The following is a 24,368-nucleotide window of genomic DNA, read 5'->3' on the forward strand; positions in this document are numbered from 1 at the left end:
CAGGCTGGAAATCATTTACTCTTACAATCGATAGGGTTGCTATTGATTATTTTAGGCGTGTATTATCAATACATAAAAAAGATAATTAAAATGATAATCATAAAGGTAATATTTTGTTGTCAGTAGGGTTATATTTTTTGTGTTGTCATTTGAAGAGTAATAATTATTAATGACTAAAGAAATAGCATATTTAGGTCGAGAAGAGTTTGTGTAAGGATCTATTCTGTATGCTAGTTTATATTAGATAATATAAACTAAGATATGTAAACAATTAATGATTGTGATTTTATTTTAATCTTATTTGGCTTGGTTTTCACAATGTTTGTAATACTATTCTTTTGTTATTACGATACATAAGTAGAATGTGAAATTAATTTTAATGACTATTGAAATAATTAATATTTAATATCATATGATTGTGATGCCCATTATTTCGATAGTTTTATATAAACAATAAGGGGGCTTCATTTATTGACAATAAACTAGCACTCCATTTAGGAGGTACCATTATGCATGAAAAAAATATCGATTTTTGGGCGCAAGTTTTCCGCTGGGTTCAACTCAATTTACCTTTATTAAGTGGTGTTATGTTAGCAACGTTGATTGCATTTGTTAGAGAGTGGCGAGAGAGTAAAAGTACATGGCAATCATTAGCAGAAGCTGTAATATGTGGTGCTATTACAGTCAGTGCTATTCGAGCGCTTCAATGGTTACTTGTCTATTTAAATTATTCTGATGCTTGGTCATCACTTGCCGAGTTTTGTGGTGCGATGATAGGTTTCCTGGGTACAAAGAAGCTCAGTTGGGTTATTGATTCGATGTTGATTGCAATTCAAAAACGCTATAGAAATAAAGAATAATATTTTGAAGTATAGAAAAATCATTCTTATCAGAAATAAGTTGTACGATAAGCCCAAAATGAGGCTTATCGAGATACCTACCTTAAGAAGATACTGTTATTTAAAACGATTATAATTCTACTGCTATCTTAATTACCATTTAATGATTACCTAACTATCATCTCTGAACCCTTCAATAAGAGAATTATTTATTTTTTACTGCATCAGTATCAATATAAGAAGAAGTATATTGATATCATTAATCAAATGCTAATGAACTCCATAATGGCTAATTTTATGCTCTAAAAGAGAACAATCTTGTGGTGTTCCGCAATGATGGGTAAGATCTCGTGTTTTGTTTGTTTATTAAACATGTTATTTCTCTGGCTAGCTTAAAGCGGTAGGAAGTTTGTGTGAAACCATAAAATCTATTACTCTTTGCATTATCTCTAATTAACTTAAAAGGTTTAAGCTGATGACGGAGCCAATGAAAAAGCCGAGAACAAAACCCGCAAAAGAGAGATTGGATGATTTAATGAATGTTGCTGAGCATTTATTTCTCACGAAAGGTTTTTTAGAGACAACAGTGAGTGAAATAGTTAGCCAAGCCGATGTGGCGAAAGGTACTTTTTACCACTACTTTAAATCGAAGGATGAGATTTTAGAGGCTTTGCGTGAGCGTTATATGACATGGTATTTGGGAAAAATTGATGATGCACTGAGAGAGAAGGTGGACAGTCAAGCGATGCTAAGCCAGTGGTGTGAAAGCAGCGTACAATACTATGTTGAAAAAAGACGTATTCATGACATGCTATTTCATGAAAGTTTTCATACGTGTAGCAACGTACATGAACAGCGGGCAATTTCACAAGTGAAAAAAATCTTGTTACATGGAAAGGCGCAAGGTGTTTGGTCAGCAGAGCCAATTGGGCTGGTTAGCTCTATGCTGTATCACAGTATGCACGCTGCCGTTGATGAGCTTGCATCGAGCCTTGAGTATGATGAGAACACATTAGGCGCAATACTTTATCAAAAGTTACTCGGTTTAGTTCAATAATACCGTATCTAAGCACTCTTCTATCCTTCTAAAAATAGAAGGATGCTGTCATTTAAATCTGTCTTGTACTGAAGTTAAATTACATATCTAAAAGTGACTAAAAAACAGTAGGTTAAGCGACTGTTTTTTATGATTGCATCGTTAATACTATCATGTTTTTATCGTTTGATGATGACATTTTAGCGTTAAAATCTAAACTGATTTTTGCCAGTGAAAAAGCTAGAAAAATTTATTCTGGATGTGTTATATCATCGGAAAATTACTTGTCTGGACATGTTTTATGTTTAATTTTTCCGAGTTTATTAATGATACACCAATTGACTCTATCTTATTGTTTATAATTACATTTTCCTTACTCATTATTTCAGCTTATATCGGTAAATTTATCTTTAAGCGTAAGAAGCTTAATGATGATATTGCTGATGACGAAGCAAAAATTATATTAGGGGCTATCTTATCGTTATTAGGCTTATTGATTGGTTTTGTTCTCTCAATCTCGATCAGTGGCTACAACAATCGTCAGCAAACAGAAGAGAATGAAGCGATTGCGATAGGGAATGCTTACCAACGAGCGCAATTATTAAACAGCAGTGACAGACGTGAAGCAATCCATTTATTGCAGCAGTACCTAGAGGCGAGAATTGAATTTTTTAAATCAGGTGTCAGCGATGAAAATAATCAATGGCGGAGAGTCTCATTAGAAAAACAAGCTACCTTGTGGGAAATTGCGGTTAAAGAGGCAAATCAATCACCAAATCCAGTGATCGCCTCGGTATTAACTGCATTTAGTGATCTTTATCTTTCACAACAAAAAACGATGGCGAGTTGGCGGCATCAAATACCGAATGCAGCATGGTTCTTATTAATTTTCTTTGCGATTTGTTCTAACGTTTTAATTGGTTATAACATTCGAGGAACTAAAGGTAAAAACTGGCTGATCCTCATATTGCCATCATTAACAACACTGGCACTATTTATGATCGCAGAAATTGATATTCCCGGTGAGGGGGTCATTCATGTGACGCCGGATGATTTAATATCATTACAGGAATTCTTATTTAAAGAAGGGGCGTTAGTCGGGAAACTTGATTAAATAAATATGCCCCGTAACGGAAGTATTACGGGGCACTATGGTTAGCGGACAATAATGCCTAAAAGAATACCAATAGCACCAAAGTCTGCATCACTAAATGTGGTATTAGCGATACCAATGTCACCAAGGACAGGTAATAAAAAGACAGGTAAGAAGGTAATGAGTAAACCTTGTGCAAAGGCACCTAAAATAGCGCCTCGGCGACCTCCTGTTGCGTTACCAAAGACTCCCGCCGCTGCACCAACAAAGAAGTGTGGCACGACACCTGGGATAATGACGGTCATATTCAACGCATACAGTATGAACATACCGATAATACCCGCAGCAAAACTGCTTAAAAAGCCGACTAACACGGCATTTGGTGCATAAGGGAAAACAACGGGGCAGTCTAGCGCTGGTTTAGCATTTGGAACCAATTTATCCGAAATCCCTTTAAATGCGGGTACGATCTCCGCAATTACCATACGTACACCTTGCAGAATAATGTAAACACCCGCAGCAAATGTAATGGATTGCATTAATGAGAACATAAACCAGTTTTTGCCACCGCTGACTTCACGAACATAATCTCCTCCCGCAAATAAGCAGGTAATAATGAAAATAATGAACATAGTGAATGAGATGGCAACTGGTGTGTCTCGTAGGAAAAGCAAACTTTTTGGCACATTCATATCTTCAGTAGAATGTTCTTTGTTGCCAATTTTGCTGCCAATAAAACCTGCAAGGACATACGATATCGTTGAAAAGTGACCAATTGCAACGTCATCAGAGCCAGTGATTTTTTTCATGTATGGATGCGCAATGGCTGGGAAGAACACCATACAAAAGCCGACGATTAATGAACCAACAACCACTAACAGAGTGCCTTCCATACCCGCTGTTGCTAAAATTACGGCAACCATCATCGACATGAAGAGTGTGTGATGCCCTGTGAGAAAGATAAATTTCCAAGGGGTGAGGCGTGCAATTAAGATATTAATTAACATGGCAAAGAACATGATCATTGCCATTTCACGGCCAAAACTCTTCTGGGCGATAGAAACAATCGCTTCGTTATTTGGAACGACGCCATTAATACCAAATGCGTGTTGGAAAATAGCGGAGAAATCGCCTAATGAACTAACAACTAAGCCAGCACCCGCTCCTAAGATCACAAAACCCATAATGGTTTTGATGGTGCCTTTAATACATTCGGTGGCGGGTTTCTTTTGAGCGATAAGGCCGATAAGCGCTATCAAACCCACTAAAATAGCGGGTTCAGATAACACATCTTGCATCAGAAAACGAAAAAATGACATACAGCCTCCGCTTATAGTGCGCCGAGATTACGTAAAGCCACACTTAAGTGCTCTTTCATTGCCACTTTGTCTATCATATTTTCCAAAGCAACAATTTCTCCAGCAACTTGTTGAGCAACCAATTGTTCGGCAATATCTTTGGTGCCAACAAAAATATCACTGGCGGTACCTTTAGCTGAGCCAAGATCAACGTGGTCAACCTCGGCACTGACTTGAAGATCTTTTAAAATATTTTTGATGCTCATTTCCATCATTAGGCTAGTGCCTAAACCATTTCCGCATACGACTGTAATTTTCATATTGTTTCCTTTTAATAATTAATAACGCGCGATGATGTTGAGGATGTCATCGACGTTTTCTGATTGCATGATGTTGTCAATATCTTCTTGGTTATCAAAAAGTTCAGCGAGTTTAGCGATAGCGCCGATATGGCTGTTGCTATCGGTTGCGGCAAGAACAATTAATAACTTAACGGGATCGTTGCCATCGGCACCAAACTCAACACCGCGTTTAATAACGGTAAGGCCAAGAGATAGCTGATTGACGCCGTCTTCAGGGCGAGCATGTGGCATTGCAATGCCTGGGCCTAGTACATAGTAAGGACCAATCTTTTCATGTGAATGAATGATGGCATCAACATAAGATTGTTGAATACGGTGGTTTTTGAGGAGTGGTTCGCAAGCGATTTGAATCGCATCGCGCCAATCGGTGGCACTTTCAACAACCTGAATGACGTTGGGGGTCAATAATGTGGTTAACATTAAGTTTGCTCCTGGTGGTGTAAAACTATTTTTAGCTTTTTTTCTAACTAAGGGCATAGTAGTGATCAATGGTAGCGCTATCTAGTCGAATTATTCATTTTCGTGATAGCGCTATCATTTCGCATAAATAAAGCCAATAAAAACTCAAGAACACGAAAGTCCACTCATGAACAAAACTAACCTGTGGTAAGTTATAGTGAGATAAGAGTGAATAGAGCAAAAAATATTTTTTATGGAAAAAATACGCAAGAGAAAGAATACAGGACGAGTTACGCTACAGGATGTGGCTAAATATGCAGGCGTTGGTTCAATGACTGTATCTAGAGCGTTGCGTACACCTGATTTGGTCTCAGATAAACTGCGAGAAAAAATCAATGAAGCAATCACTGAGCTAGGATATATACCAAATTCAGCTGCAGGTATATTGGCATCAGGTCAAAGTCGTACAGTTGCTGTATTGGTGCCTTCATTAAGGGATTACGCAAGCTCTGCATTTCTGCAACCATTACAAGAGGTCCTCAATAAAAATAGCTATCAGGTTGTTATTGGTAGTCATAACTATCAGCAGAAAAAAGAGTCTGAAGTCCTATTTACGTTACTGCAAAGTAACCCTGCTGCTGTGGTTATTTTTGGTGGGATTAATTCAGAGAGCGTATTTAGTTATCTCAAAAACCTTGATATTCCTGTTATTGGTGTGGCGGGGGAGTCGAGTCATCTATTCTCATTAAATATAAGAAGTAATATTGGTGAAGCCGTATTTTTTCTAACCAACTACATGTTGCAAAAGGGATATCGGAAAATAGGCTATATTGGTGCTCAGATGGATAGCAAAATACAGAGCCAACAACTGAGTGGTTGGACTAAAGCGATGCTAAATCATTATCATAGCGCAGAGCAAAGCATTACGACACCGTATGTGGCGACAATGGATTTTGGTCGTCAAGCGATTAGTGAAATGTTAACTCGGCAGCCGGAATTAGATGCAGTAATATGCAGTCATGAAATGATTGCGCTAGGTGTTTTGTTTGAATGCCAAAGAAGGTTAATTAAAGTGCCTTCTATGTTGGCAGTGGCTTGTGTTGAAGGGTCGTCTAATTGTGATTATATTCACCCGTCGTTAACATCGGTGCGTATTGATTACAATAAAATGGCGAAAGAAACGGCGAAAAAATTACAAAAATGGTTAGCTGATCCTGATAGTGGTTCTCCGCATCAACAAGAAGAAATTATTTTTCCCTATAAATTCGAAGCAAGGCAAAGCGCATAATGATGAAGTTTGTTGTTTTTTTGTTAACATTATTGGGTTTATCAACATCAACGGTATCAGCGGCATCGATAGCGAAAGGATATTTACCAGCAGTACAGAATATATATGTATTGTTTAGTGGGGTATTAGTAAAAGGCCCAGTGAAAGAGATAAAAGCGACTTTTTATACCGAAGATAAGACGGTGACACAGGATATCCAATTAAAATTGGATCAAAAGAGTTGCATTGAAAGCTTTGAATCAATTTCTCATGGCATACAGCAGCATATTCAACTCAAAAGAGATAATAACCAACTGAAGGGCAGCAGCAATGAAGGGGAAATTATCATCGATTTAGACGAACAGTGCCGTTTTATATCCCAAAAAGACTCTTATGGTACGACGTATTTTGAATATGATGAACGTAACTACATTAAGAGTATCCATTCTAAAGAGGATAACGGCACCGTTGATAAGGTAGTATATAGTAATTTAGGTGAGTTACAGGAAATGAATTACTATGATAAAAATCAGTTATATATGCAAACTCTCTTCAAGCCATTAGCTGATATAAACCGTTATGCGGATATTCAAATAGAGCAGAAAATGTTAGGTGATTTGGGCTATATTTCTGAGAGAAAATGCCAATATAATCATTTTGGTGCACCAACAAATTGTCAAATTTTGACCAAATATGATGTTGATGGAGAGATGCAAACTCAACGGCAATCTGTCGTGATTGACACACAGTTTGAGGAGTGACAATAAGCACAAGATTAACTTATTGATTAAATAACAGTTAGCTTGTGTGCCATGCAAAAGCGGAGGGGATCGTTAAAAGAAGTTACGGCACTTGAATTTGTGTCTATTTAATGAAACTCACATTTTTTCGATGAGCGCCTCTTAAGTGAAAACTAAGGAGGCGCTTTTTAATATTATTCTTTATTAATTTGCATTTTTCTTTGAATAAAACGCGTTTCTGCTTGCTGCAAGTAGCTTTGAATTAATTGGTAGATTTCGTCGCGTCGATCGTATAAATCGCTATTATTTTTCAATATAGGTTCAACTTGTTCGATAAATCCCTTCATAAAATCATTAAGCTTTAACTGCTTGTGAGCAATCTGCGCGTAATAAAATTGATATACATACGATGCATGTGTATGGGAGAGAGGAGCACTTGCGTTAAAATTGTTGGTTGCAAGTAATAGCAATTGAATGTTTGTCATGGTACACCCTATCAGAGAGACACGTAGATGCTACCGGACTAAAATAAAATCTATTGTCAAAATTAGCCGTAAAATTTTAGTTTTTCAATCAAAGGGCTATTTATAGGAATATTCTGTATTTGCTGTTGTTTGCTGGTATGGCCTTTATTTAATCGCCCCTTTCTTACTAGTCGCTAACCTCCCTCAAAATCATTAATTTTCATAATGAATATGGCATTAAGAAATACGAATACTCGCAATAAGAGTAGTGGTTTTTGAGTTTATATGTAAATTATTTTTATGTTTAGTGTCTGTTGTAACATTTAGCTTATGGATATGGGCATGTAGTACTACAGCATGTTTCCACGCGAGAGAGGAAAGTTGCATCATCGTACCCGTTCAAAATTGATAGAGAACGTTAATGACAGAATGCAGGTGAGTACTTTGTATAAAAAGACATAAAGAAACACACTACAACTAAAGAGGGTAACTGATCATTTAGCTGAGGATTTTCTTCATGTCGGTTATCTTGAAAACAAGATACATACAAGCAAATATCAGCAACAGCATCATGTGATAAACACTAAAAAACAGAATAGGTTGCAGAATATATTGCAATTGAGAGGACAGTTTTTATTTTTTTATGATCAATTTACTCCTATTTAGGGTTGGTTAATACTCTGTAATACATATTATCTAATTGAATAATTTATTTATGTTTATTCATGCTTGAAAATGAAATATGATTAATACTTAAATTAAATAACTATTTTGAGTGTTATACCCAAGAGTTCTTTTTGGAAGGAAGACATAAATTGTAACAGTTTGCTGTATTGCTGACTCTTATTTTTAAACATTATTACTGTTAGGATTACTCTCGGTTTGTGTGAAGGAATGCGTAAAGACTGAAATGGCGAGCATTTAATTGTTACTATCTATTATATTGTAAGGATTTTTTAATCGATGAGAGTTCATTTTAATTTATATAGTAAGGTAACTTTAAGTAATTAATAGGATGTATATCTCTATTAGAAATAGCACCTCAATCCATATTATTTAGAAATACTTGATTAAGATACCTACTGTTCAAGTGATCTGTCTTTATTATCAAATTACTCGTTGTGTTATACAAGAGCGAAAAGTATGAATATGGTTAAATTGCTCATTACTGTATTACTTATTGGTTGTTCATTTTTATTAGGGGTAATGGTTAATTATAAGCCAAACCCAGATCTGATTAAATTGGCCAAATACAATGTGGCAGATTACTTGTCTTATCCTGAATCCGCATCATTTAGGAATATTAAGTATAATTTTATTCGCTCAACGGCTGATAAAGGGGAGGTCGGCTATGTTTGTGGTGAAGTACTGCGTGTTAAAAATGCAAAAATCGAGGGTTATAAGCGATTTGCCGTAAAAACGTATAAAAATCAAGATGGCAGGATTGCACTATCGATTCCGCTCGTAGAAGGTGATTATGATTTGTTACCTTTATCGGTCATGGAATCTTTATGGACAAGATATTGTCAGTAAATAGATATTTTATTTTACTTTTTATTAACATTTAAAACGTAAAGTAATAACTGTTTAATATTATTAGGTATCTACAGGAAAGGCTTGAATATTAGCAAAGCTGTAAATTAACTGGCTATAAAGATTAACGCTTGATAACGTCGCTATTATCAAGCGTTTTCTTTATTGTTATTTATTTAATGTATTGATTAATAACTGATGGCGGCTATTGTAAAACTTAAGGTAGGTCATATAACCTGCCAAAATGGTCGATAAGCTGGCTGTTGCTAGTAACATAAAAGTGACCATGATTTGATATTTCACTGCTTCTAATGGATCAACCCCAGCAAAAATTAATCCAGACATCATACCGGGTAAACTGACAATACCGACGGTTTTTGCGGAATCTACAGTCGGGATCAAGGATGCGCGAATACTGTCTCGAATAATGGCGATAGAGGCCACCTTAGGTGTTGCACCTAAACTTAGCATCTCTTGTATTTGTTGTTGTTGGCTACTAAATCGTTGGCCTAGATTATTGAAACACAGACCGACAGCAATCATGGCGTTCCCTGCGATCATACCTGTGATTGGAATAACTTGCATCGGGGTAAAAGCTATTGCTTTTGTGATGATCAGTATTAATAGGGTTAAGAGTGTTCCAGAGGTAATGGCGATAAAAGCGGTCAAAAAGATTTTATCAATATATTTACTGCGCTTTTTGGCATTCCAAGCCGCATTAAAACAGATAAACATCACCATCGCGATAGTCAGAACTTCATGATCAACATTAAAAATGTATTTTAGAATATAGCCAACAATCAATAGCTGGATGATAGCGCGTAGAGTGCTCCAAATAATATCTTTTTCTAATGCCAGTTTTTCTTTATGGCTGATAAAGATAGCGACCAAAACAAGCATAATAGAAAAGCCCAGAGATTCATTGGTAATAGTGGGTTGGTGCATGACTCATTCCTATTTATCTGCATTATGGACGGGAAGGGTAATAATGTCATCAGCATGTGCAATTTCATCCTGATCATGAGTCACCCAAAGAATAGCGATATTTTGTTGTGTCGCTAACTGGTGGATTAGCTCATTAACTTTTACTTTATTTGCTTCGTCTAATGCGCTGGTTATTTCATCTAACAGTAATATTTTTGGTAGAAACTGAAGGTTGCGAATCAACGAGATACGTTGTTTTTCTCCACCAGATAATTCATTAATGCCTTTTTCTAATATTGAATCGGGTAAAGAAAAGTAACCAAGGTCTTTATAAATTTTATCTTTATTAAACGGTAGCTTACGTATCTGATAAGGGAAAAATAAGTTATCGTAAACGGTGGCTCCAAATAAAGAGGGGGTTTGAGTGCAATAAGAAACCTGTTGGCGATATTCCTCAGGGGGGATGGTTGAATAGTCATTGCCATTGAAGATAATTTGCCCTGAGGTAGGGGAAAGTAATGAAGAGATGATCTTAAGTAGCGTGCTTTTACCGCATCCCGAAGGCCCCGTAATGAGTTTAAATTCACCAGCCGATAAATCAAACTGAACTTTATCTAGTATTGTTTTGTTATCAATAACATATCCAATATTTTCTAATTGCAATAAACCGCGGTTTTTATCCATTTTTACGCTTAGCCCATAGAGTTAATGTGACTTCATGCAGGCAATTTTATAATTGATCATTGATTTGCTCGCGACATGAAACGGAACAAGGAATTTACCTTGTATTGTAATCCAAAATATTATGCGCCATTCACGCTAAGATTGACATATTAAGCGGAGCAGGGATCAAATAAAGAAGATGATTAGGATTAAGAAAATACATCTATTGATGGTTTTTAAACCATATTACATGGCTTAATCAAATAACGATATGTAGCAATAGGAATGTCATTAATGGTAGTGCAAAGAAATTAACGTTACATTGTGTTTAACAAGAGAAATTCTTAAAGCTGGGGGCTATTTACCTTGTTGTTAATTGCAGATATTCTAACAAAAGGAGATGGCATTCCTCCTGTTTAAAAACTGTCCAAATAAAGGGCTGATGATGCCTACGTTCACCTTTTTAAATGATAGGGTACAGGTATTATGTGCCCTGAATATTTGGGGTATAAATGAGAGAGATCCTGTTCATTTATCCCCTTAAGCGCGATAAGGGGCTTCGTATGTATGCATCACTTTTTTCTATCGCATTAGGCTCAATTTTAGGTGGTTGGCTAAGATGGTTTGTGGGGCTGAAGCTGAATAACTTATACCCAAATATTCCGATGGGAACTGTTTTTGTCAATCTTGTCGGGGGATTCGTTATCGGTTTTGCCATTTCTTATTTTGCCAATGCCAATATTAGCCCCAATTATAAACTATTTATTGTCACCGGCTTTTGTGGCGCGTTTACTACATTTTCCACTTTCTCTTTGGAAGTATTAACGTTGATCCAAGAAGGGAAGTTAATGGTTGCATTGAGCACAATCGCCATTCATGTCATAGGCGCACTCATTTTTACTTTTTTAGGCATGATGAGTCACCACTGGCTCACTCAGTCGTAATCAACGAGTAGGGTAGATAGATGTAGGTGAAAAATGTGGTTGTTAGGCATTCGATAATCATCTTCTGATATTGCTGTGTTGAGAGCGGCAATCGTAAAATATTCCCCAATTGATCTGTAAAATCGAGATCAACAGCAATAAATAGCCTGTTGTTCCACGATGGTGTATTTTGAGGTGGTTATTTTTCCATTATGGCTAAAAGGATGACTAAAGAAATCTAACGCACTTTAGCTATGATATTATTAAAGACTATCTCGACAATAAATCCCCCATTATTTTTGGCTAAAATATCACCAGATAGTATGTGATCTTAGTGATGGTTAGTCGTCATTTTATGGTTATTGTGAGTAAAAAAACACGTTCCGAGGGTTAAATTTAACAAATTAGTAATAAAGTAGATTGTTTGGAATAACTGCTTTTACTTGCCTACAAAATTATTCTTTTCTAAAAATAATAAGTATATTTTTTGCAAACTCTCCATCTGACAACAGAATATAATCCCGTTGATTAATAAATAAACTAAAGTGTTATTCATTGTTAATGAGCTTTAATTAGAACGATAACGCTACTCTTTAGTTAGAAAGCAGACTAATTCTAATGTTATATGACGCTATGGTGTCATTTGTCACTGCTAAGGGGATGAGTCTTCTATTTTGCTATTCGCCCATTCTTCTAGAACGTTATCTATACATATTGATTTTCGATGATATTATGATTTTTACTGCTGTTTTTTATTAATAGCAGCGAAATAATCTTAATTTGGCTATATATCACACCATCACTAAAAATATATTTTGTATAAAAATAAATAATAAAATTTATCATCTAAAGAAAATTGAATTAGAAACAGATATTGACGGGGAAAAGTTATGTCACAGATGTTAGCACTGTTTATTATCGTTTTGATTTTATACATTGGGGATGCTATTGCAGTAAGAACCAAAGCGTGGATCCCTTCCGTATTTGTATGTGCTGTTTTATTCCTATTCGGTTATTGGACATTCTTCCCTAAAGATATCGTCAGCATTGCCGGAATACCGCAAGTCGTGGCGGTGATGTTGATGTATCTGTTAATTACTAATATGGGAACGCTGCTATCACTCAAAGAGCTGTTGCGGCAGTGGAAAACCATTTTAATTTCGTTATCAGGGATCTTGGGCATCATTGTTTTTATTTATGCGGTCGGAATGGTGTTATTTGACCTGAATACAGTATTAGTGGCGATCCCTCCATTAGTCGGTGGTATCGTGTCATCCTTGATCATGTCTAAAGGTGCTGCTGATGCGGGTCTTATTGACCTATCGGTTTTTGCCATCCTTATTTACGTTATGCAGGGGTTTGCGGGTTATCCATTGACAGCGGTAATGTTAAAACGTGAAGGGCGTCGAGTGCTTGAGCAATATCGTCATGGTCAGTGGAAGGCGTCATTATCGGTTGAAGGGGCCGATAATGTTGAAGTGAAAACAGTCGTTTCAGAAGATGAGATGCCGAGATTATTTAAAAAAATTCCTTCTCACTACAATACCAGTTACTTCAAGTTTTTGCGCTTAGCAGCGGTGGGGTACCTTGCTTATTTAGTTTCTACATGGGCAGCACCTATCGTGAGTATTAGCCCGTTTGTATTATGTTTACTATTTGGCGTTATTGCATCGTCACTGGGCTTTTTGGAAAGACAACCGCTACAAAAAGCGAATGGTTTTGGTTTTGCCATTATGGCGTTAATGCTATTTATTTTTGACACTCTGAATCATGCAACCCCAGACATGTTATTAAGGCTTGTCTACCCTATGTTGGTGCTGATCATTGCAGCCGTTATTGGGATGTATTTAGCTTCGTGGATTGTGGGAAAAATACTGGGTGTCTCTAAAGAGATGGCCTTTGCCGTGTCGTTAACCGCACTGTATGGCTTCCCTGCCGACTATATCATTACGAATGAAGCCATCAATGCGCTGACCAAAGATGAGAAAGAGCGTCAAATTTTGACCGGACATATGTTAGGGCCGATGTTAGTCGGTGGATTTATCTCAGTAACCATGGTTTCTGTGGTATTGGCTGGGATTATGGTTGGTTTTATTACACCGCTTGCAGGGTAAATGATGATGGAAACAAGTACATTAAGAATACAACGCCATTTAGAACAATTGGCTGAATTTACAGCAACGCCGGGTCAAGGAACGACACGAATGAGCTATAGCGAGCAAGATAAGCAAGCACGTGATTATATAAAACAGCAAATGCGAGCACTTGGCTTGCAAGTTCGAGAAGATGCCATCGGTAATATTTATGGTCGTTTAGAAGGCTCAGAGGAGGGATTGCCTGCTGTGATTATTGGTTCACACTTTGACTCTGTTCCCCATGGCGGCGCTTTTGATGGCCCGGCAGGAATTGTGACAGGGTTAGATGTGGTTGCGCGCATTCGTGAACAACAATTGCAACCCCGTTACCCTCTTGAAGTGATCGCATTAGTCGAAGAGGAAGGAACGAGTTTTGGTCGTGGCTTGATGGCATCAAGTGTTATTACTGGGCTTATCGGAACTCAAACGCTATATCAACTGAAAGATAGGCAGGGTGTTTCGGCAGCGCAACGCATGGCAGATGCGGGCTTTAATGCAGATAAGGCGGCAGAGGCAGTGCTGGCACCTTCATCAGTCAAAGCATTTTTAGAATTGCATATTGAACAAGGTCCAGTGCTAGAGCAGGCCAATGAAGATATTGGAATTGTAGATATTATTGTTGGTATTGCACAACTGGAAGTAAAGCTAAGCGGTAAGGCGGGACATGCAGGAACGACACCAATGGATATGCGCGCTGACGCATTAGTCAACGCTAGCCGTATCATTAGCCAAATTCCTGATATTGCTACTGCCGCTGGGGATAATACGGTTGCAACAGTAGGGCGATTAAACGTCTTACCAAATGGCGCAAATGTGATCCCAAGTGAAGTGACTTTTAGCGTCGACATTCGCTCAAGAAATGAATCCGCTTTGCGTAACACCATCGAGCAGATCATTGCATTGGTGAAACAAGAGAGTGCTAAAGGCAATATTCAAAGTGATATCGTTCAGCCTCTTTATGTGTCTCCTACCGAATTAGCCCCTGAAATCCATCAATTGATGGTACAACATGCACAAAAGCAAGGTTTGCGTTATCGCACTATGGTCAGTGGTGCAGGACATGACACGATGATTTTTGCCGGTATTACGCGCACGGGGCTAATTTTTGTGCCTAGCCGTAATGGGTTAAGTCATCACCCTGATGAATGGACGGATTATGCACAAATTGCGCTAGGGGCCGATGTAATGTTCGCGACGGTTCGTTCGCTAACAGAGTGTTAAAGTGAAGAGAAGTATTATGTGATTAAGCAGATGAAGGCGTCTGTGCATAAGAAGGTAAAGGTAGAAAAATGGTAAACACAACAATTACAGCAGCAATCAAAAAACATACCGCAGATATGATTGCATTTCGTCGAGACCTGCATTCACACCCTGAATTGCCATGGGAAGAAGTACGAACCACTAAACGGATTGCGGAAGAGTTAAGTAAAATCGGTATCGAATATCGTTTAACAGAGCCAACAGGCATTATCGCGGAAATTAAGGGCGGTAAACCGGGAAAAACCGTTGCATTACGAGCTGATATCGATGCGCTACCCGTACTTGAGCTGAATGATGCATTAGACTATAAGTCTCAAAATCAAGGAAAAATGCACGCTTGTGGTCATGATGCGCATACCTCTATGTTACTGACGGCGGCAAAAGCGTTGTATGAAATTCGTGAAGATTTGAAAGGCAACGTAAGGTTGATTTTCCAACCGGCGGAAGAGATTGCTCAAGGTGCACGTGAAATGGTCAAGCAAGGTGCAATTGACAATGTTGATAACGTTTTTGGGATGCATATTTGGTCTACAACCCCCTCTGGGAAAGTCTCTTGTAATGTGGGGGGAACCTTTGCGTCGGCGGATTTACTTGTCGTGAAGTTTAAAGGACGTGGCGGCCATGGTTCGATGCCTGAAGCAACGGTCGATGCGGCTGTTGTGGCTTCTTCTTTTGTGATGAACTTACAAGCTGTCATTTCACGGGAAACATCGGCACTTGAGTCTGCAGTGGTCAGTATCGGTAAAATGGACGTGGGAACGCGTTTTAATGTTATTGCGGAGAATGCAGTATTAGACGGAACGGTACGTTGTTTTAATATCGAAACTCGGGATCGTATTGAAGCAGCTATCAGACGTTATGCAGAACATACCGCAGCGATGTATGGGGCTACAGCAGAAGTTATTTATACGTATGGAACACTGCCTGTGATCAATGAAGAGCGTAGTGCGCTATTGGCGCAATCTGTCATTACACAAGCATTTGGTGAAGATGCGTTGATGTTTGAAAAACCAACGACAGGTGGCGAAGACTTTAGTTTTTATATCGAAAATATTCCAGGTTGTTTTGCTTTATTAGGTTCAGGAAACCCTGATAAAGATACACAGTGGGCGCACCATCATGGGCGTTTTAATATTGATGAAGACGCAATGGCAACGGGAGCTGAACTGTATGCACAATATGCATGGTCCTATTTACAACAGGATAATTTCTAGTTGATGGTTCACCTTGTCGCGATAATCGCGGCAAGGTTTTATTTGTATTATTACCTGCCGATAGAATCGTTTTATCTCATCGTTAAATCACAAGATACCTTGATGGATATTGTGAACATCAAAAATAAATCTAGCCATAAATATCATCTCCCCTAAAAGAGACGCAATTTAAAATTTTTAGAATACGTGAAGTATTAAGATTAAAATTTAGCTATAAATATAAAGAGAGAGAACGTTTTTATTTTTATTCTATTAAAAATGGTGATTTTGCGACGAATAAATAAATTATTAATATAGTGTTTAAAATATTTTACCAAAATACGCATAGTCAAATATAAACAAATGATTGTATATTTCACTTAAGTGGCCTATTTTATTGACATGCTTGTTTTCATTAATATAATTCGGTGAAGTTTTACTTATATTGTGATGAGTAACAATAATTGAAACTCATCACAATTAAGCTAAGACTCATGATGTTTAAATATCGCTTTTCTTAAACGTTGTTGCTGCTCGAAACGTTGCTCTTGTGTTAATTGAGCGTCGTGAGAAAGCTGTGCCAGCAATATATTCATATTTGAGATTGAGTTTTCTGCTAATAGTGCGTCAACGTGTTTAACAATATTGTCGTAGTGTTGCATAACTATCTCCAATAGACATGATTAAAAATTATAACACATGGAATGTGGGTAGTATTATTTATTGTGGCTGTCGATGATTTATTTTTTATTACATCTAGCATAGGAATAAGATATTGAAATTAACCGTTATACTGCTGTGTTTTCTACTGTGTGCTTGTACATCAAAATGGGAACCAATAGGCCCTGTGGAATGGACTTACCAAGAGGCAGATTCACAATGTGAATTTGATTCTTTTAAGCGATTTCCAGTTCGTAACGAAGTCGCCCAAAGAACGGTGTATGAAACAATTACGAAAAAATGCAAGAAAAACGATGAATGCGGTAAAGAGAAAACTTATGAGGAAAAAGTTCCCAAGACGGAAAGTTATGTTTTGGATGTGAATAAAGATAGCCGCCATCGCGAATATATGAGTTGTATGAAAAGAAAAGGGTGGCAAGAGAAAAATGTCTACTTTTGGGAATAGGCGCTTGCTAGCGTTTAATTAGATAAAAACTCAGATAGAGCCTTATGTGATAACTGAGGCTCTATCTATTGAGCATGCGTCAAATGGTAGACATCTAATTTTGTTTATCAATGATCATAACAGCCATGGTATTTGGCTCAAGTGCTCGCATAATATGCGGCTCATCACCGGGGTAGTGGATATAGTCACCGGGAAACAACTCTGTTGGGTTATCTAAAGGGCCAACCATGGCACGACCGCTCATCAAAATAATGTGTTCACTCACACCACGCATATGAGGTTCTGAAATACGATCTCGCCCAGGCTCAGCAACCACAGTATAGATATCACGTTGTGAGTTCGCGGGTGCTGCTGAAAGTAAAAAAGCGAGATAATTAGCATGTTCAGCACTGACTTGAATACCATCACCATGGCGAATGACGGTGACTGGCTCATGTCTATCTTCAATTAATCGAGAAAACGGCACATCTAAAGCGACACAGATAGCCCATAGAGTTTCAATACTTGGATTGCCATTTCCGGCCTCTAGTTGCGAGAGTGTCGATTTAGCAATGCCCGCCTGACGAGAGAGTTCGGAGAGTGACAGACCACTTTTTTGCCGTTCTCTGACTAATGCTTTGGCGATTAACTCAATAGGTGGAGTGAAGGAGCTCAAGTTTTAGTTTCCTATTTTGATTGCACTTTTAGATAACTACCGACATAATGAACGAACGTATTATATATCGAACGACTCATTATGCTAACCTCAACGCTTAATCATAGCACGGTAAAAAACATTGCACTGGTTTGTCTTGCGGATTTAATTGTCGGCATCTCATATGGGGCACTAGCGCATTCTCAAGGATTTGATTTTTGGGTTCCTTTGACTCTTTCTGTTTTAGTGTTAGCAGGGGCGTCAGAATTTCTTTTTATTGGGGTCATTTTTTCAGGCGGAAGCCCTATTTCTGCTGCCTTGGCGGGGTTACTCGTGAATTCACGGCATATTCCATTTAGCTTTGCTGTCAGTGAGTTAGCGGGGAAAGGCCCAAAAGCGTTATTGGGCTATCATATTATGAATGATGAAAGTGTGGTATTTGGGTTATCTCAGGAAACTGAAAAAGAAAAAAGAGCGGCATTTTGGTTATGCGGATTAGGGATATTAATTTGTTGGCCAATAGGCGTATTGATTGGTGAAGGTGTAGGAAGCTTTATTCAAGATACTCATACACTTGGTATGGATGCGATGTTCCCCGCAATTATATTGGCGCTTTCATTACCCGCATTGAAAGATAAGCGATTGCGGTTAGCGGCAATCGTTGGTGCTGTGATTGCCGTGATCGCTACTCCCTTTTTACCAGCAGGGATCCCCGTATTACTGGCCTTATTAAGCTTAGTTATATATGTGAGAGGTTAATAATGATGGATAACCCATGGCTGATTTTGAGTGGAATTTTATTGCTGGCAGTGGGCACTTATCTAATGCGCTCATCGGGTGCCTTGCTCAAAGGAAAAATTATTTTATCAGATAATAGCAAGGCTCTGTTTTCAGCAGCAGCTATTGTGATCTTGTTTTCAGTTGCGATGACTTCGACAGTATTTGAAGGTGACCATTTTTCGGATATACCTAAAATAATTGGTGTGTGTGTAGCCGGATTGCTTACTTGGTATCAAAAACCTTTTATTGTCATTGTGTTATCTGCTTCTGTGGTGACCGCATTACTGCGCTTAATTTTTTGATATTAGCTTAAAACGCCCCGTTCAAACGGACAAGGGCGTTTAATTCACAATAATTTGATAAAACGAGTGGATGGAAATTAAACGGTAAGATCTTTGATTTCGTCCGTTGCTGCATTTTTTTGGACAGAAGCAATCCCTTTTAATGCCGCTTGTTTAGTTGAATACATCTCGCTACTGGCGATAATCTCATGATTGGCCGCTTTAAGAACAAAATAATAAGGCTGAGCGGTGTCTTTTGTTGATTTTTTCAGTTCAAAATAACCCATGATTGACTCCAAAAATGGTATAAAGTGGACACTCAGAATGTCGCAATACTCGCTATTGCCTCTTAAGATTAGAAATAAATAGGCAAATTTACTAGTTTCAGAGCCTATTTAATTTGAAAAAAAAGCCTCTATAACATAGAGGCAATCGTAGGATTAATAGAACTAATTATTGTTAGTTTAAGATAACGAATATGAAGAATAGATGCTATTTGATTCTGCATATTAATCTAAAAGGTCGCATCTATAGATATTTTATTTTAGCGTTTATTGTGCAGCAGGCTCTGGTGCTGGTGCACTCTTTGTTGGTTGTGATGTGGGTTTCTGTTTTGCTGGCACATATTCAGGCACTTCAACAATACTCATTTTAACAAGGTAACGTTTACCATCAGCCGCTTTTGGTGCGTCATTCGCTAATTTTTTCAATGTTTCATTCGGTGTCGTTGTTTGTTGAGCAACACTAAACAACACATTGTGTTGGTTCCCCATATGTGGGCGTGAAGAGCGGTTATCAGGGCCATTGGCTGCTGCGGCAAATCCAACAGACATTAACATGAGAGCAAGTAAACCAGAATTTAGTTTGTTCATTGATATATCCTCTTATTTGTATTGATTCAGATAATCAATTAATTCATTTTTTGCCGCAATCGCTTTTACCTCCTTTGACCGAAGCTTCACAATTACTGCACTTTTTCCATATTTTCTACTTAATTAGCCCCGCTCGTATCGACAAGGACTATAAAAAAGCATCACTTGTGCGGTGTCTACTTGAGTGGCTGGAAGGCGGCATGATAATCGATTAGCATGGTAGTTAAATAACAAAATAGCAACAAAGTGAGCCGTTATGTCTGAGATACAAATTCCATTTTCAATATTAGATCTCGCACCTATTCCACAAGGCGCTTCTGCGAAGGAGGCTTTCTCTCACTCTTTAGATTTAGCCCAATTGGCCGAGAAACTTGGTTTCCAGCGTTATTGGCTTGCAGAGCATCATAATATGACGGGAATTGCCAGTGCCGCCACCTCGGTGTTGATTGGTTACCTTGCCGCCAATACCACAACACTGCATCTTGGCTCTGGGGGCGTGATGTTACCCAATCATTCACCGCTAGTGATCGCTGAGCAGTTTGGCACATTGAATACGTTATATCCTAATCGAATTGATTTAGGGATCGGTCGAGCGCCTGGGAGTGACCAACAAACCATGAGAGCGTTACGTCGCCATATGAGTCATGATATTGATAATTTCCCTCGCGATGTGGCTGAGTTGGTGAATTGGTTTGATGCAACAGATCCTAATCCTCCTGTCAGGCCAGTTCCCGGTTATGGTGAAAAGATACCTGTGTGGCTGCTAGGATCAAGTTTATACAGTGCGCAACTTGCAGCTCAAATGGGGTTACCTTTCGCCTTTGCCTCTCATTTTGCCCCTGATTTGTTATTACAGGCATTACAGACGTATCGGGAAAACTTTACGCCCTCATCTAGGCTCGCTAAGCCATATGCAATAGTTTGTATTAATATTATTGCTGCTGATACTGTTCGTGATGCGGAGTTTTTATTTACATCTATGCAGCAAGCTTTTGTGATGTTACGTAGAGGTCAGCCTGCACAATTACCACCTCCAGTGGAAGATATGGGGAAAATTTGGTCGCCTGCTGAACAATTTGGCGTGCAACAAGCACTCGGGATGTCATTAGTGGGGGATAAAGCCAAAATTCGCCATGGGCTAGCATCCGTATTACGTCAAACTCAAGCGGATGAAATCATGGTTAATGGGCAAATTTTTGATCATCAAGCCCGCTTATATTCATTTGAATTAGCGATGCAAGCAATGCAGGCGCTGAGAGAGCAGTAACGCTTATGAATAGCGGTAGCGACACTATTTATCCCATTAATATAAAATCCGTTTAGCATCACGAGTTAACCGCATTTTTATGGGCTACAGGCGATAACGAGAGGTATTGACCTGTAGACCCAAGCTTCTTCTGTTCGGCTAGATTGCATTCAAGACGCTGGTTTTTAAACGATGCTCTGTCAATTGAACACAATGAATCGGCCTATTTTCCCAATGCTAGAGGGCGACTCAAAATGGCAGAGTACGTTCAACGTGGTAGCATTTAGCTATTATTTTAGAGGATAAGTGAGATAACCCAGAATAATCTGGGTCATAGACGGCTAACAAGCGATTTGTGGCAGATGGGGTTCAAGAGGGGGCAGACCATGAGCCGCTCTAGCTCGGTCACAAGCTTCATTATGAACGCCATCAACCCATGATTGCTCGAATTCGCGGCAAGGGGTAGGCCTTTGACTATAGATAGCACAAGAGACACATTCACCAACCGTACCGGTTAATGCTGTGCAGCGTGTATTGTGTTTTTGATTGGTGCCCTTCATTGCACTCATAAATGGTGTTATTTGCTCAGTGAGATCTTGAGGAACCGTGCCACCACCACTTTCGCTTTCTGCCCAATAAAATGAGACGCGAAAATAAGCGCAACAAGCACCACAACTTACACAGGGATTATTTTCAGGATCAGTTTTTATTATATGAGTAATATTGGTCATATATAAAATCACTAAAAAATTTTGGAAATAATGACCCGCAGAAAACGGGCTGACGCAACATAGGCAGGAGGCCTAGAATCGTTGCTCAAACGCTATTATCTTACGTATTATTTCCGATTGGCAAGATTTTTCAGTGTTTCATTCTGATATTTCTCATTATCTATACGATAAATAAATTCGATTAGAATTTTAAAAAACAAAAACTGCACCTTAATCAGTCATGTTGCAACTTTTGGGGTGCAGTCAGTGGATAATTTTATCTTAAATTACGCTAATGTAAATTAGACGTGTTTTAGCTCACCATCATCCTCTTGGTTGTAGATGGTTTTGTCAGTTTCACCCATTAATTGGCTAGTGACCGTGCCCGCTGTCATAGAGCCGCTGACGTTGAGGGCGGTACGACCCATATCAATCAGAGGTTCGACGGAGATCAGTAAGGCAACCAGTGTGACAGGTAACCCCATTGCAGGGAGTACAATCAGCGCGGCAAATGTTGCACCACCACCAACACCAGCAACCCCTGCTGAGCTAACAGTAACAATCCCAACTAATGTCGCAATCCACAGTGGATCAAATGGGTTAATGCCCATGGTGGGGGCAACCATAACAGCTAACATAGCGGGATAGATACCAGCACAACCGTTTTGACCGATTGTCGCGCCAAATGAAGCCGAGAAGCTGGCGATAGATTCAGGAACACCAAAGCGACGAGTTTGAGTTTCAATATTCAGAGGAATACTGGCGGCACTCGAACGGCTTGTGAACGCGAATGTTAATACAGGGCCTGCTTTTTTGAAAAACTTAATAGGACTGAGGCCTGTTACCGCAATGAAAATACCGTGAACAATAAACATCAGTGCTAGTGCGACGTACGACGCTATCACGAATGTACCTAGATTAATGATGTCTGATAGGTTAGAGCTTGCAACAACCTTGATCATCAACGCCATGACACCATAAGGTGTTAAGCGCATAACTAGACGGACGAGTTTCATTGCCCAAGCTTGCAGCACATCGATAGCCGCGAGCGCTTTTTCACCACGTTGTTGGTCATCTTTGAGTAATTGCAGAGCAGCAACCCCCAAGAAGGCAGCAAAGATAACCACGCTGATAATAGATGTTGGGCTAGCGCCCGTCAGATCAGCAAATGGGTTTTTAGGAATAAATGATAAAATAAGTTGTGGAACAGTTAGATCAGACACTTTGCCCGCATAATTATTTTGAATTGCATCAAGGCGAGCAGTTTCTTGTTGACCTTGAACCAAACCTTCGGCAGTTAAGCCAAAAAGATTCGCAATCAAAATACCAATAAGTGCGGCTATTGCAGTGGTTAATAACAGTGTTCCGATAGTTAAGAAACTGATTTTACCTAACGATGATGCCTTGTGCAGACGTGCGACCGCGCTCAGTATCGATGCGAAAACTAATGGCATAATCACCATTTGCAATAGCTGTACATAGCCATTACCCACGATATTAAACCAGAGAATAGAGTCTTTCAGTGTTTGGTGATTAGTACCGTACACCAAATGGAGAGCGACGCCATATGCCACACCAAAAACCAGACCTAATAGAACTTTTTTCGACAGGCTCCAGCCTTTTGCCCCTAGTTTTGCCAGTAGTATGAGCAGTGCTACAAAGACAAGCACATTAATAATTAAAGGAATATTCATTCCGAACTCCAATCGCAGTTTTTTGAATTATGTTATTAGCGCTGTAAACCTTAAAGGTTATAAGGAATTAGCTCATCCTAACAACTGGTTATATGTTATCAGCAGATAAAAGACAATTCTTATACTGAAAAGTAATAACTTATGATGAATGATGCTTACAGTATATTACAAAATAGATGACTATGTAGACATGCGTATATCTATTTGATTATGAATATATTTTATTATGCTTTCAAATTGACTATGAAAATCAAAGCTATAACTAACGGGTATAAAGCAAGCACAAACAGCCAAAACGATCGCGATAAAACGTTCTGCACGTTTATTTGACTTGCTACGCAGTAACGGAAAACAAAAACGAAAAGGCAGAGGCCATAAGAAGGGAACTCCGGAAGGGGTGAGTATATCAGCCACTAAATGGCTCATATAACCCAGTAAAAATGCTTGGATCAAATCATTAGGAATAGGCCAGTTGGCTGGTAGCCATTGATAACAGGCGAGCACTAATAGTAGCCATGCGATTAAACTGTGTGTAAAACCTCGATGCCCACATAATTTGGAAATCGGCAGGGAAAGGATCCTTAACATCCGACCGGGTATCGATGAAGGGTGGTCGATATCGGGGAGTAATGCCCCCAATAGCGCACCTGGCACCATATGCAGCCAATCACCTTGAGCAAGCTCAGGTGTGATCTCTAGCTTATGTGCCATTATTAATGAGGCGACAGAAAATAGCAGGTGCCCTTCAGCGGTCATGGTGGATAAATTACCATCTGTTTATCTATACAGTTAGGAAGGCAGTATAAAGCGTTTAAAAAGAATATGATAGGGCTAGAAATGCAAAAAACTCTTAGTTATTAGCAAATAACATCAGAGTTTTATACTTTTATGTAATA

At 38.7% G+C, this 24,368-nt stretch carries 27 protein-coding genes and 1 riboswitch; of the genes, 14 read left to right on the forward strand and 13 right to left on the reverse strand.

Annotation, left to right across the window (positions count from 1 at the left end; genetic code table 11):
- Positions 1-509 precede the first annotated feature (509 nt).
- The 3 genes from PR709_RS09485 (at position 510) to PR709_RS09495 (ending at position 2,989) form a co-directional block, all read left to right on the forward strand.
- Positions 510-860, forward strand: coding sequence for a phage holin family protein (locus tag PR709_RS09485; protein ID WP_004918982.1), 351 nt, complete (start codon positions 510-512; stop codon positions 858-860).
- Positions 861-1,326: 466 nt separating this feature from the next.
- Positions 1,327-1,896: a TetR/AcrR family transcriptional regulator gene (locus tag PR709_RS09490; RefSeq protein WP_230084767.1), complete on the forward strand. Its 570-nt coding sequence runs from the start codon at positions 1,327-1,329 to the stop codon at positions 1,894-1,896.
- Between the two features lie 280 nt (positions 1,897-2,176).
- Positions 2,177-2,989 carry a bestrophin-like domain gene (locus tag PR709_RS09495; RefSeq protein ID WP_004918991.1) on the forward strand — a complete coding sequence of 271 codons (813 nt, stop codon included), beginning with the start codon at positions 2,177-2,179 and terminating at the stop codon, positions 2,987-2,989.
- 41 nt (positions 2,990-3,030) lie between these two features.
- On the opposite strand, the gene PR709_RS09500 is transcribed toward PR709_RS09495, so the two are convergent.
- The 3 genes from PR709_RS09500 to PR709_RS09510 are packed head-to-tail and all read right to left on the reverse strand — an operon-like array spanning position 3,031 to position 5,048.
- Positions 3,031-4,287, reverse strand: coding sequence for a PTS ascorbate transporter subunit IIC (locus tag PR709_RS09500; protein WP_272570875.1), 1,257 nt, complete (start codon positions 4,285-4,287; stop codon positions 3,031-3,033).
- 11 nt (positions 4,288-4,298) lie between these two features.
- Entirely contained in the window at positions 4,299-4,586 is a 288-nt protein-coding gene (locus PR709_RS09505) for a PTS sugar transporter subunit IIB (RefSeq protein ID WP_004918996.1), read from the reverse strand.
- Positions 4,587-4,604: 18 nt separating this feature from the next.
- On the reverse strand, positions 4,605-5,048 hold the full coding sequence (locus tag PR709_RS09510; RefSeq protein ID WP_014658177.1) for a PTS sugar transporter subunit IIA: 444 nt from the start codon (positions 5,046-5,048) through the stop codon (positions 4,605-4,607).
- 232 nt (positions 5,049-5,280) lie between these two features.
- Between PR709_RS09510 and PR709_RS09515 the strand changes: the two genes are divergently transcribed.
- Together PR709_RS09515 and PR709_RS09520 are read left to right on the forward strand one after the other, a co-directional pair.
- Positions 5,281-6,315 carry a LacI family DNA-binding transcriptional regulator gene (locus tag PR709_RS09515; RefSeq protein ID WP_004919002.1) on the forward strand — a complete coding sequence of 345 codons (1,035 nt, stop codon included), beginning with the start codon at positions 5,281-5,283 and terminating at the stop codon, positions 6,313-6,315.
- Positions 6,315-7,055: a YnfC family lipoprotein gene (locus PR709_RS09520; protein ID WP_004919004.1), complete on the forward strand. Its 741-nt coding sequence runs from the start codon at positions 6,315-6,317 to the stop codon at positions 7,053-7,055. The genes PR709_RS09515 and PR709_RS09520 overlap by 1 nt, the downstream gene beginning before the upstream one ends.
- A 173-nt stretch (positions 7,056-7,228) precedes the next feature.
- On the opposite strand, the gene PR709_RS09525 is transcribed toward PR709_RS09520, so the two are convergent.
- Positions 7,229-7,519, reverse strand: a complete 291-nt coding sequence (locus tag PR709_RS09525; RefSeq protein WP_004919006.1) for a hypothetical protein — start codon at positions 7,517-7,519, stop codon at positions 7,229-7,231.
- Between the two features lie 1,122 nt (positions 7,520-8,641).
- Between PR709_RS09525 and PR709_RS09530 the strand changes: the two genes are divergently transcribed.
- On the forward strand, positions 8,642-9,031 hold the full coding sequence (locus PR709_RS09530; RefSeq protein WP_004919010.1) for a hypothetical protein: 390 nt from the start codon (positions 8,642-8,644) through the stop codon (positions 9,029-9,031).
- A gap of 168 nt (positions 9,032-9,199) precedes the next feature.
- Here PR709_RS09530 and fetB read toward each other — a convergent pair whose 3' ends face one another.
- Together fetB and fetA are read right to left on the reverse strand one after the other, a co-directional pair.
- A complete protein-coding gene (gene fetB, locus PR709_RS09535) occupies positions 9,200-9,976 on the reverse strand; it encodes an iron efflux ABC transporter permease subunit FetB (RefSeq protein WP_004919013.1) in 777 nt (258 codons plus the stop codon).
- A gap of 9 nt (positions 9,977-9,985) precedes the next feature.
- Complete coding sequence (gene fetA / locus PR709_RS09540; protein WP_004919017.1) at positions 9,986-10,639, reverse strand: iron efflux ABC transporter ATP-binding subunit FetA; 654 nt, start codon at positions 10,637-10,639, stop codon at positions 9,986-9,988.
- A gap of 366 nt (positions 10,640-11,005) precedes the next feature.
- A riboswitch (Fluoride riboswitch) is annotated at positions 11,006-11,077 on the forward strand.
- A gap of 104 nt (positions 11,078-11,181) precedes the next feature.
- Here fetA and crcB point away from each other — a divergent pair.
- The 4 genes from crcB to PR709_RS09560 all read left to right on the forward strand — a co-directional run bounded on the left by crcB (position 11,182) and on the right by PR709_RS09560 (position 16,150).
- Positions 11,182-11,562, forward strand: a complete 381-nt coding sequence (gene crcB / locus PR709_RS09545) for a fluoride efflux transporter CrcB (protein WP_014658179.1) — start codon at positions 11,182-11,184, stop codon at positions 11,560-11,562.
- Between the two features lie 869 nt (positions 11,563-12,431).
- The gene (locus PR709_RS09550) at positions 12,432-13,655 is read left to right on the forward strand and encodes a hypothetical protein (RefSeq protein WP_004919020.1); all 1,224 of its coding nucleotides are present in this window, start codon (positions 12,432-12,434) and stop codon (positions 13,653-13,655) included.
- Positions 13,656-13,658: 3 nt separating this feature from the next.
- A complete protein-coding gene (locus PR709_RS09555; RefSeq protein ID WP_223854756.1) occupies positions 13,659-14,897 on the forward strand; it encodes a Zn-dependent hydrolase in 1,239 nt (412 codons plus the stop codon).
- Positions 14,898-14,965: 68 nt separating this feature from the next.
- Complete coding sequence (locus tag PR709_RS09560; RefSeq protein ID WP_004919023.1) at positions 14,966-16,150, forward strand: M20 family metallopeptidase; 1,185 nt, start codon at positions 14,966-14,968, stop codon at positions 16,148-16,150.
- A 464-nt stretch (positions 16,151-16,614) separates the two neighbouring features.
- On the opposite strand, the gene PR709_RS09565 is transcribed toward PR709_RS09560, so the two are convergent.
- On the reverse strand, positions 16,615-16,791 hold the full coding sequence (locus tag PR709_RS09565; protein WP_004919027.1) for a DUF2526 family protein: 177 nt from the start codon (positions 16,789-16,791) through the stop codon (positions 16,615-16,617).
- Between the two features lie 113 nt (positions 16,792-16,904).
- On the opposite strand from PR709_RS09565, the gene PR709_RS09570 reads away from it, so the two are divergent.
- Positions 16,905-17,255: a hypothetical protein gene (locus PR709_RS09570; protein ID WP_052038360.1), complete on the forward strand. Its 351-nt coding sequence runs from the start codon at positions 16,905-16,907 to the stop codon at positions 17,253-17,255.
- A gap of 94 nt (positions 17,256-17,349) precedes the next feature.
- Here the strand turns inward: PR709_RS09570 and PR709_RS09575 are convergent, their stop codons facing one another.
- Positions 17,350-17,910, reverse strand: coding sequence for a helix-turn-helix domain-containing protein (locus tag PR709_RS09575; protein ID WP_004919030.1), 561 nt, complete (start codon positions 17,908-17,910; stop codon positions 17,350-17,352).
- Positions 17,911-17,991: 81 nt separating this feature from the next.
- Here PR709_RS09575 and PR709_RS09580 point away from each other — a divergent pair, with 81 nt between their 5' ends.
- Positions 17,992-18,648: an AzlC family ABC transporter permease gene (locus PR709_RS09580; RefSeq protein WP_004919031.1), complete on the forward strand. Its 657-nt coding sequence runs from the start codon at positions 17,992-17,994 to the stop codon at positions 18,646-18,648.
- Between the two features lie 2 nt (positions 18,649-18,650).
- Entirely contained in the window at positions 18,651-18,971 is a 321-nt protein-coding gene (locus PR709_RS09585) for an AzlD domain-containing protein (RefSeq protein WP_004919032.1), read from the forward strand.
- A 77-nt stretch (positions 18,972-19,048) separates the two neighbouring features.
- Here PR709_RS09585 and PR709_RS09590 read toward each other — a convergent pair whose 3' ends face one another.
- Together PR709_RS09590 and PR709_RS09595 are read right to left on the reverse strand one after the other, a co-directional pair.
- On the reverse strand, positions 19,049-19,237 hold the full coding sequence (locus tag PR709_RS09590) for a YegP family protein (RefSeq protein WP_004919033.1): 189 nt from the start codon (positions 19,235-19,237) through the stop codon (positions 19,049-19,051).
- Positions 19,238-19,501: 264 nt separating this feature from the next.
- Positions 19,502-19,822 (reverse strand): hypothetical protein, encoded by a 321-nt coding sequence (locus PR709_RS09595; RefSeq protein ID WP_040133053.1) that lies wholly within the window; start codon positions 19,820-19,822, stop codon positions 19,502-19,504.
- A gap of 256 nt (positions 19,823-20,078) precedes the next feature.
- Between PR709_RS09595 and PR709_RS09600 the strand changes: the two genes are divergently transcribed.
- Complete coding sequence (locus PR709_RS09600; protein ID WP_141173118.1) at positions 20,079-21,089, forward strand: luciferase-like monooxygenase; 1,011 nt, start codon at positions 20,079-20,081, stop codon at positions 21,087-21,089.
- Positions 21,090-21,409: 320 nt separating this feature from the next.
- On the opposite strand, the gene PR709_RS09605 is transcribed toward PR709_RS09600, so the two are convergent.
- The 3 genes from PR709_RS09605 to PR709_RS09615 form a co-directional block, all read right to left on the reverse strand.
- Positions 21,410-21,799: a YkgJ family cysteine cluster protein gene (locus PR709_RS09605; RefSeq protein WP_004919036.1), complete on the reverse strand. Its 390-nt coding sequence runs from the start codon at positions 21,797-21,799 to the stop codon at positions 21,410-21,412.
- 281 nt (positions 21,800-22,080) lie between these two features.
- A complete protein-coding gene (locus PR709_RS09610) occupies positions 22,081-23,472 on the reverse strand; it encodes an L-cystine transporter (RefSeq protein WP_004919037.1) in 1,392 nt (463 codons plus the stop codon).
- A gap of 180 nt (positions 23,473-23,652) precedes the next feature.
- A complete protein-coding gene (locus tag PR709_RS09615; protein ID WP_004919040.1) occupies positions 23,653-24,228 on the reverse strand; it encodes a metal-dependent hydrolase in 576 nt (191 codons plus the stop codon).
- Positions 24,229-24,368 lie beyond the last annotated feature (140 nt).

This window comes from Providencia sp. PROV267, assembly GCF_028477825.1.
Classification (GTDB): domain Bacteria; phylum Pseudomonadota; class Gammaproteobacteria; order Enterobacterales; family Enterobacteriaceae; genus Providencia; species Providencia stuartii.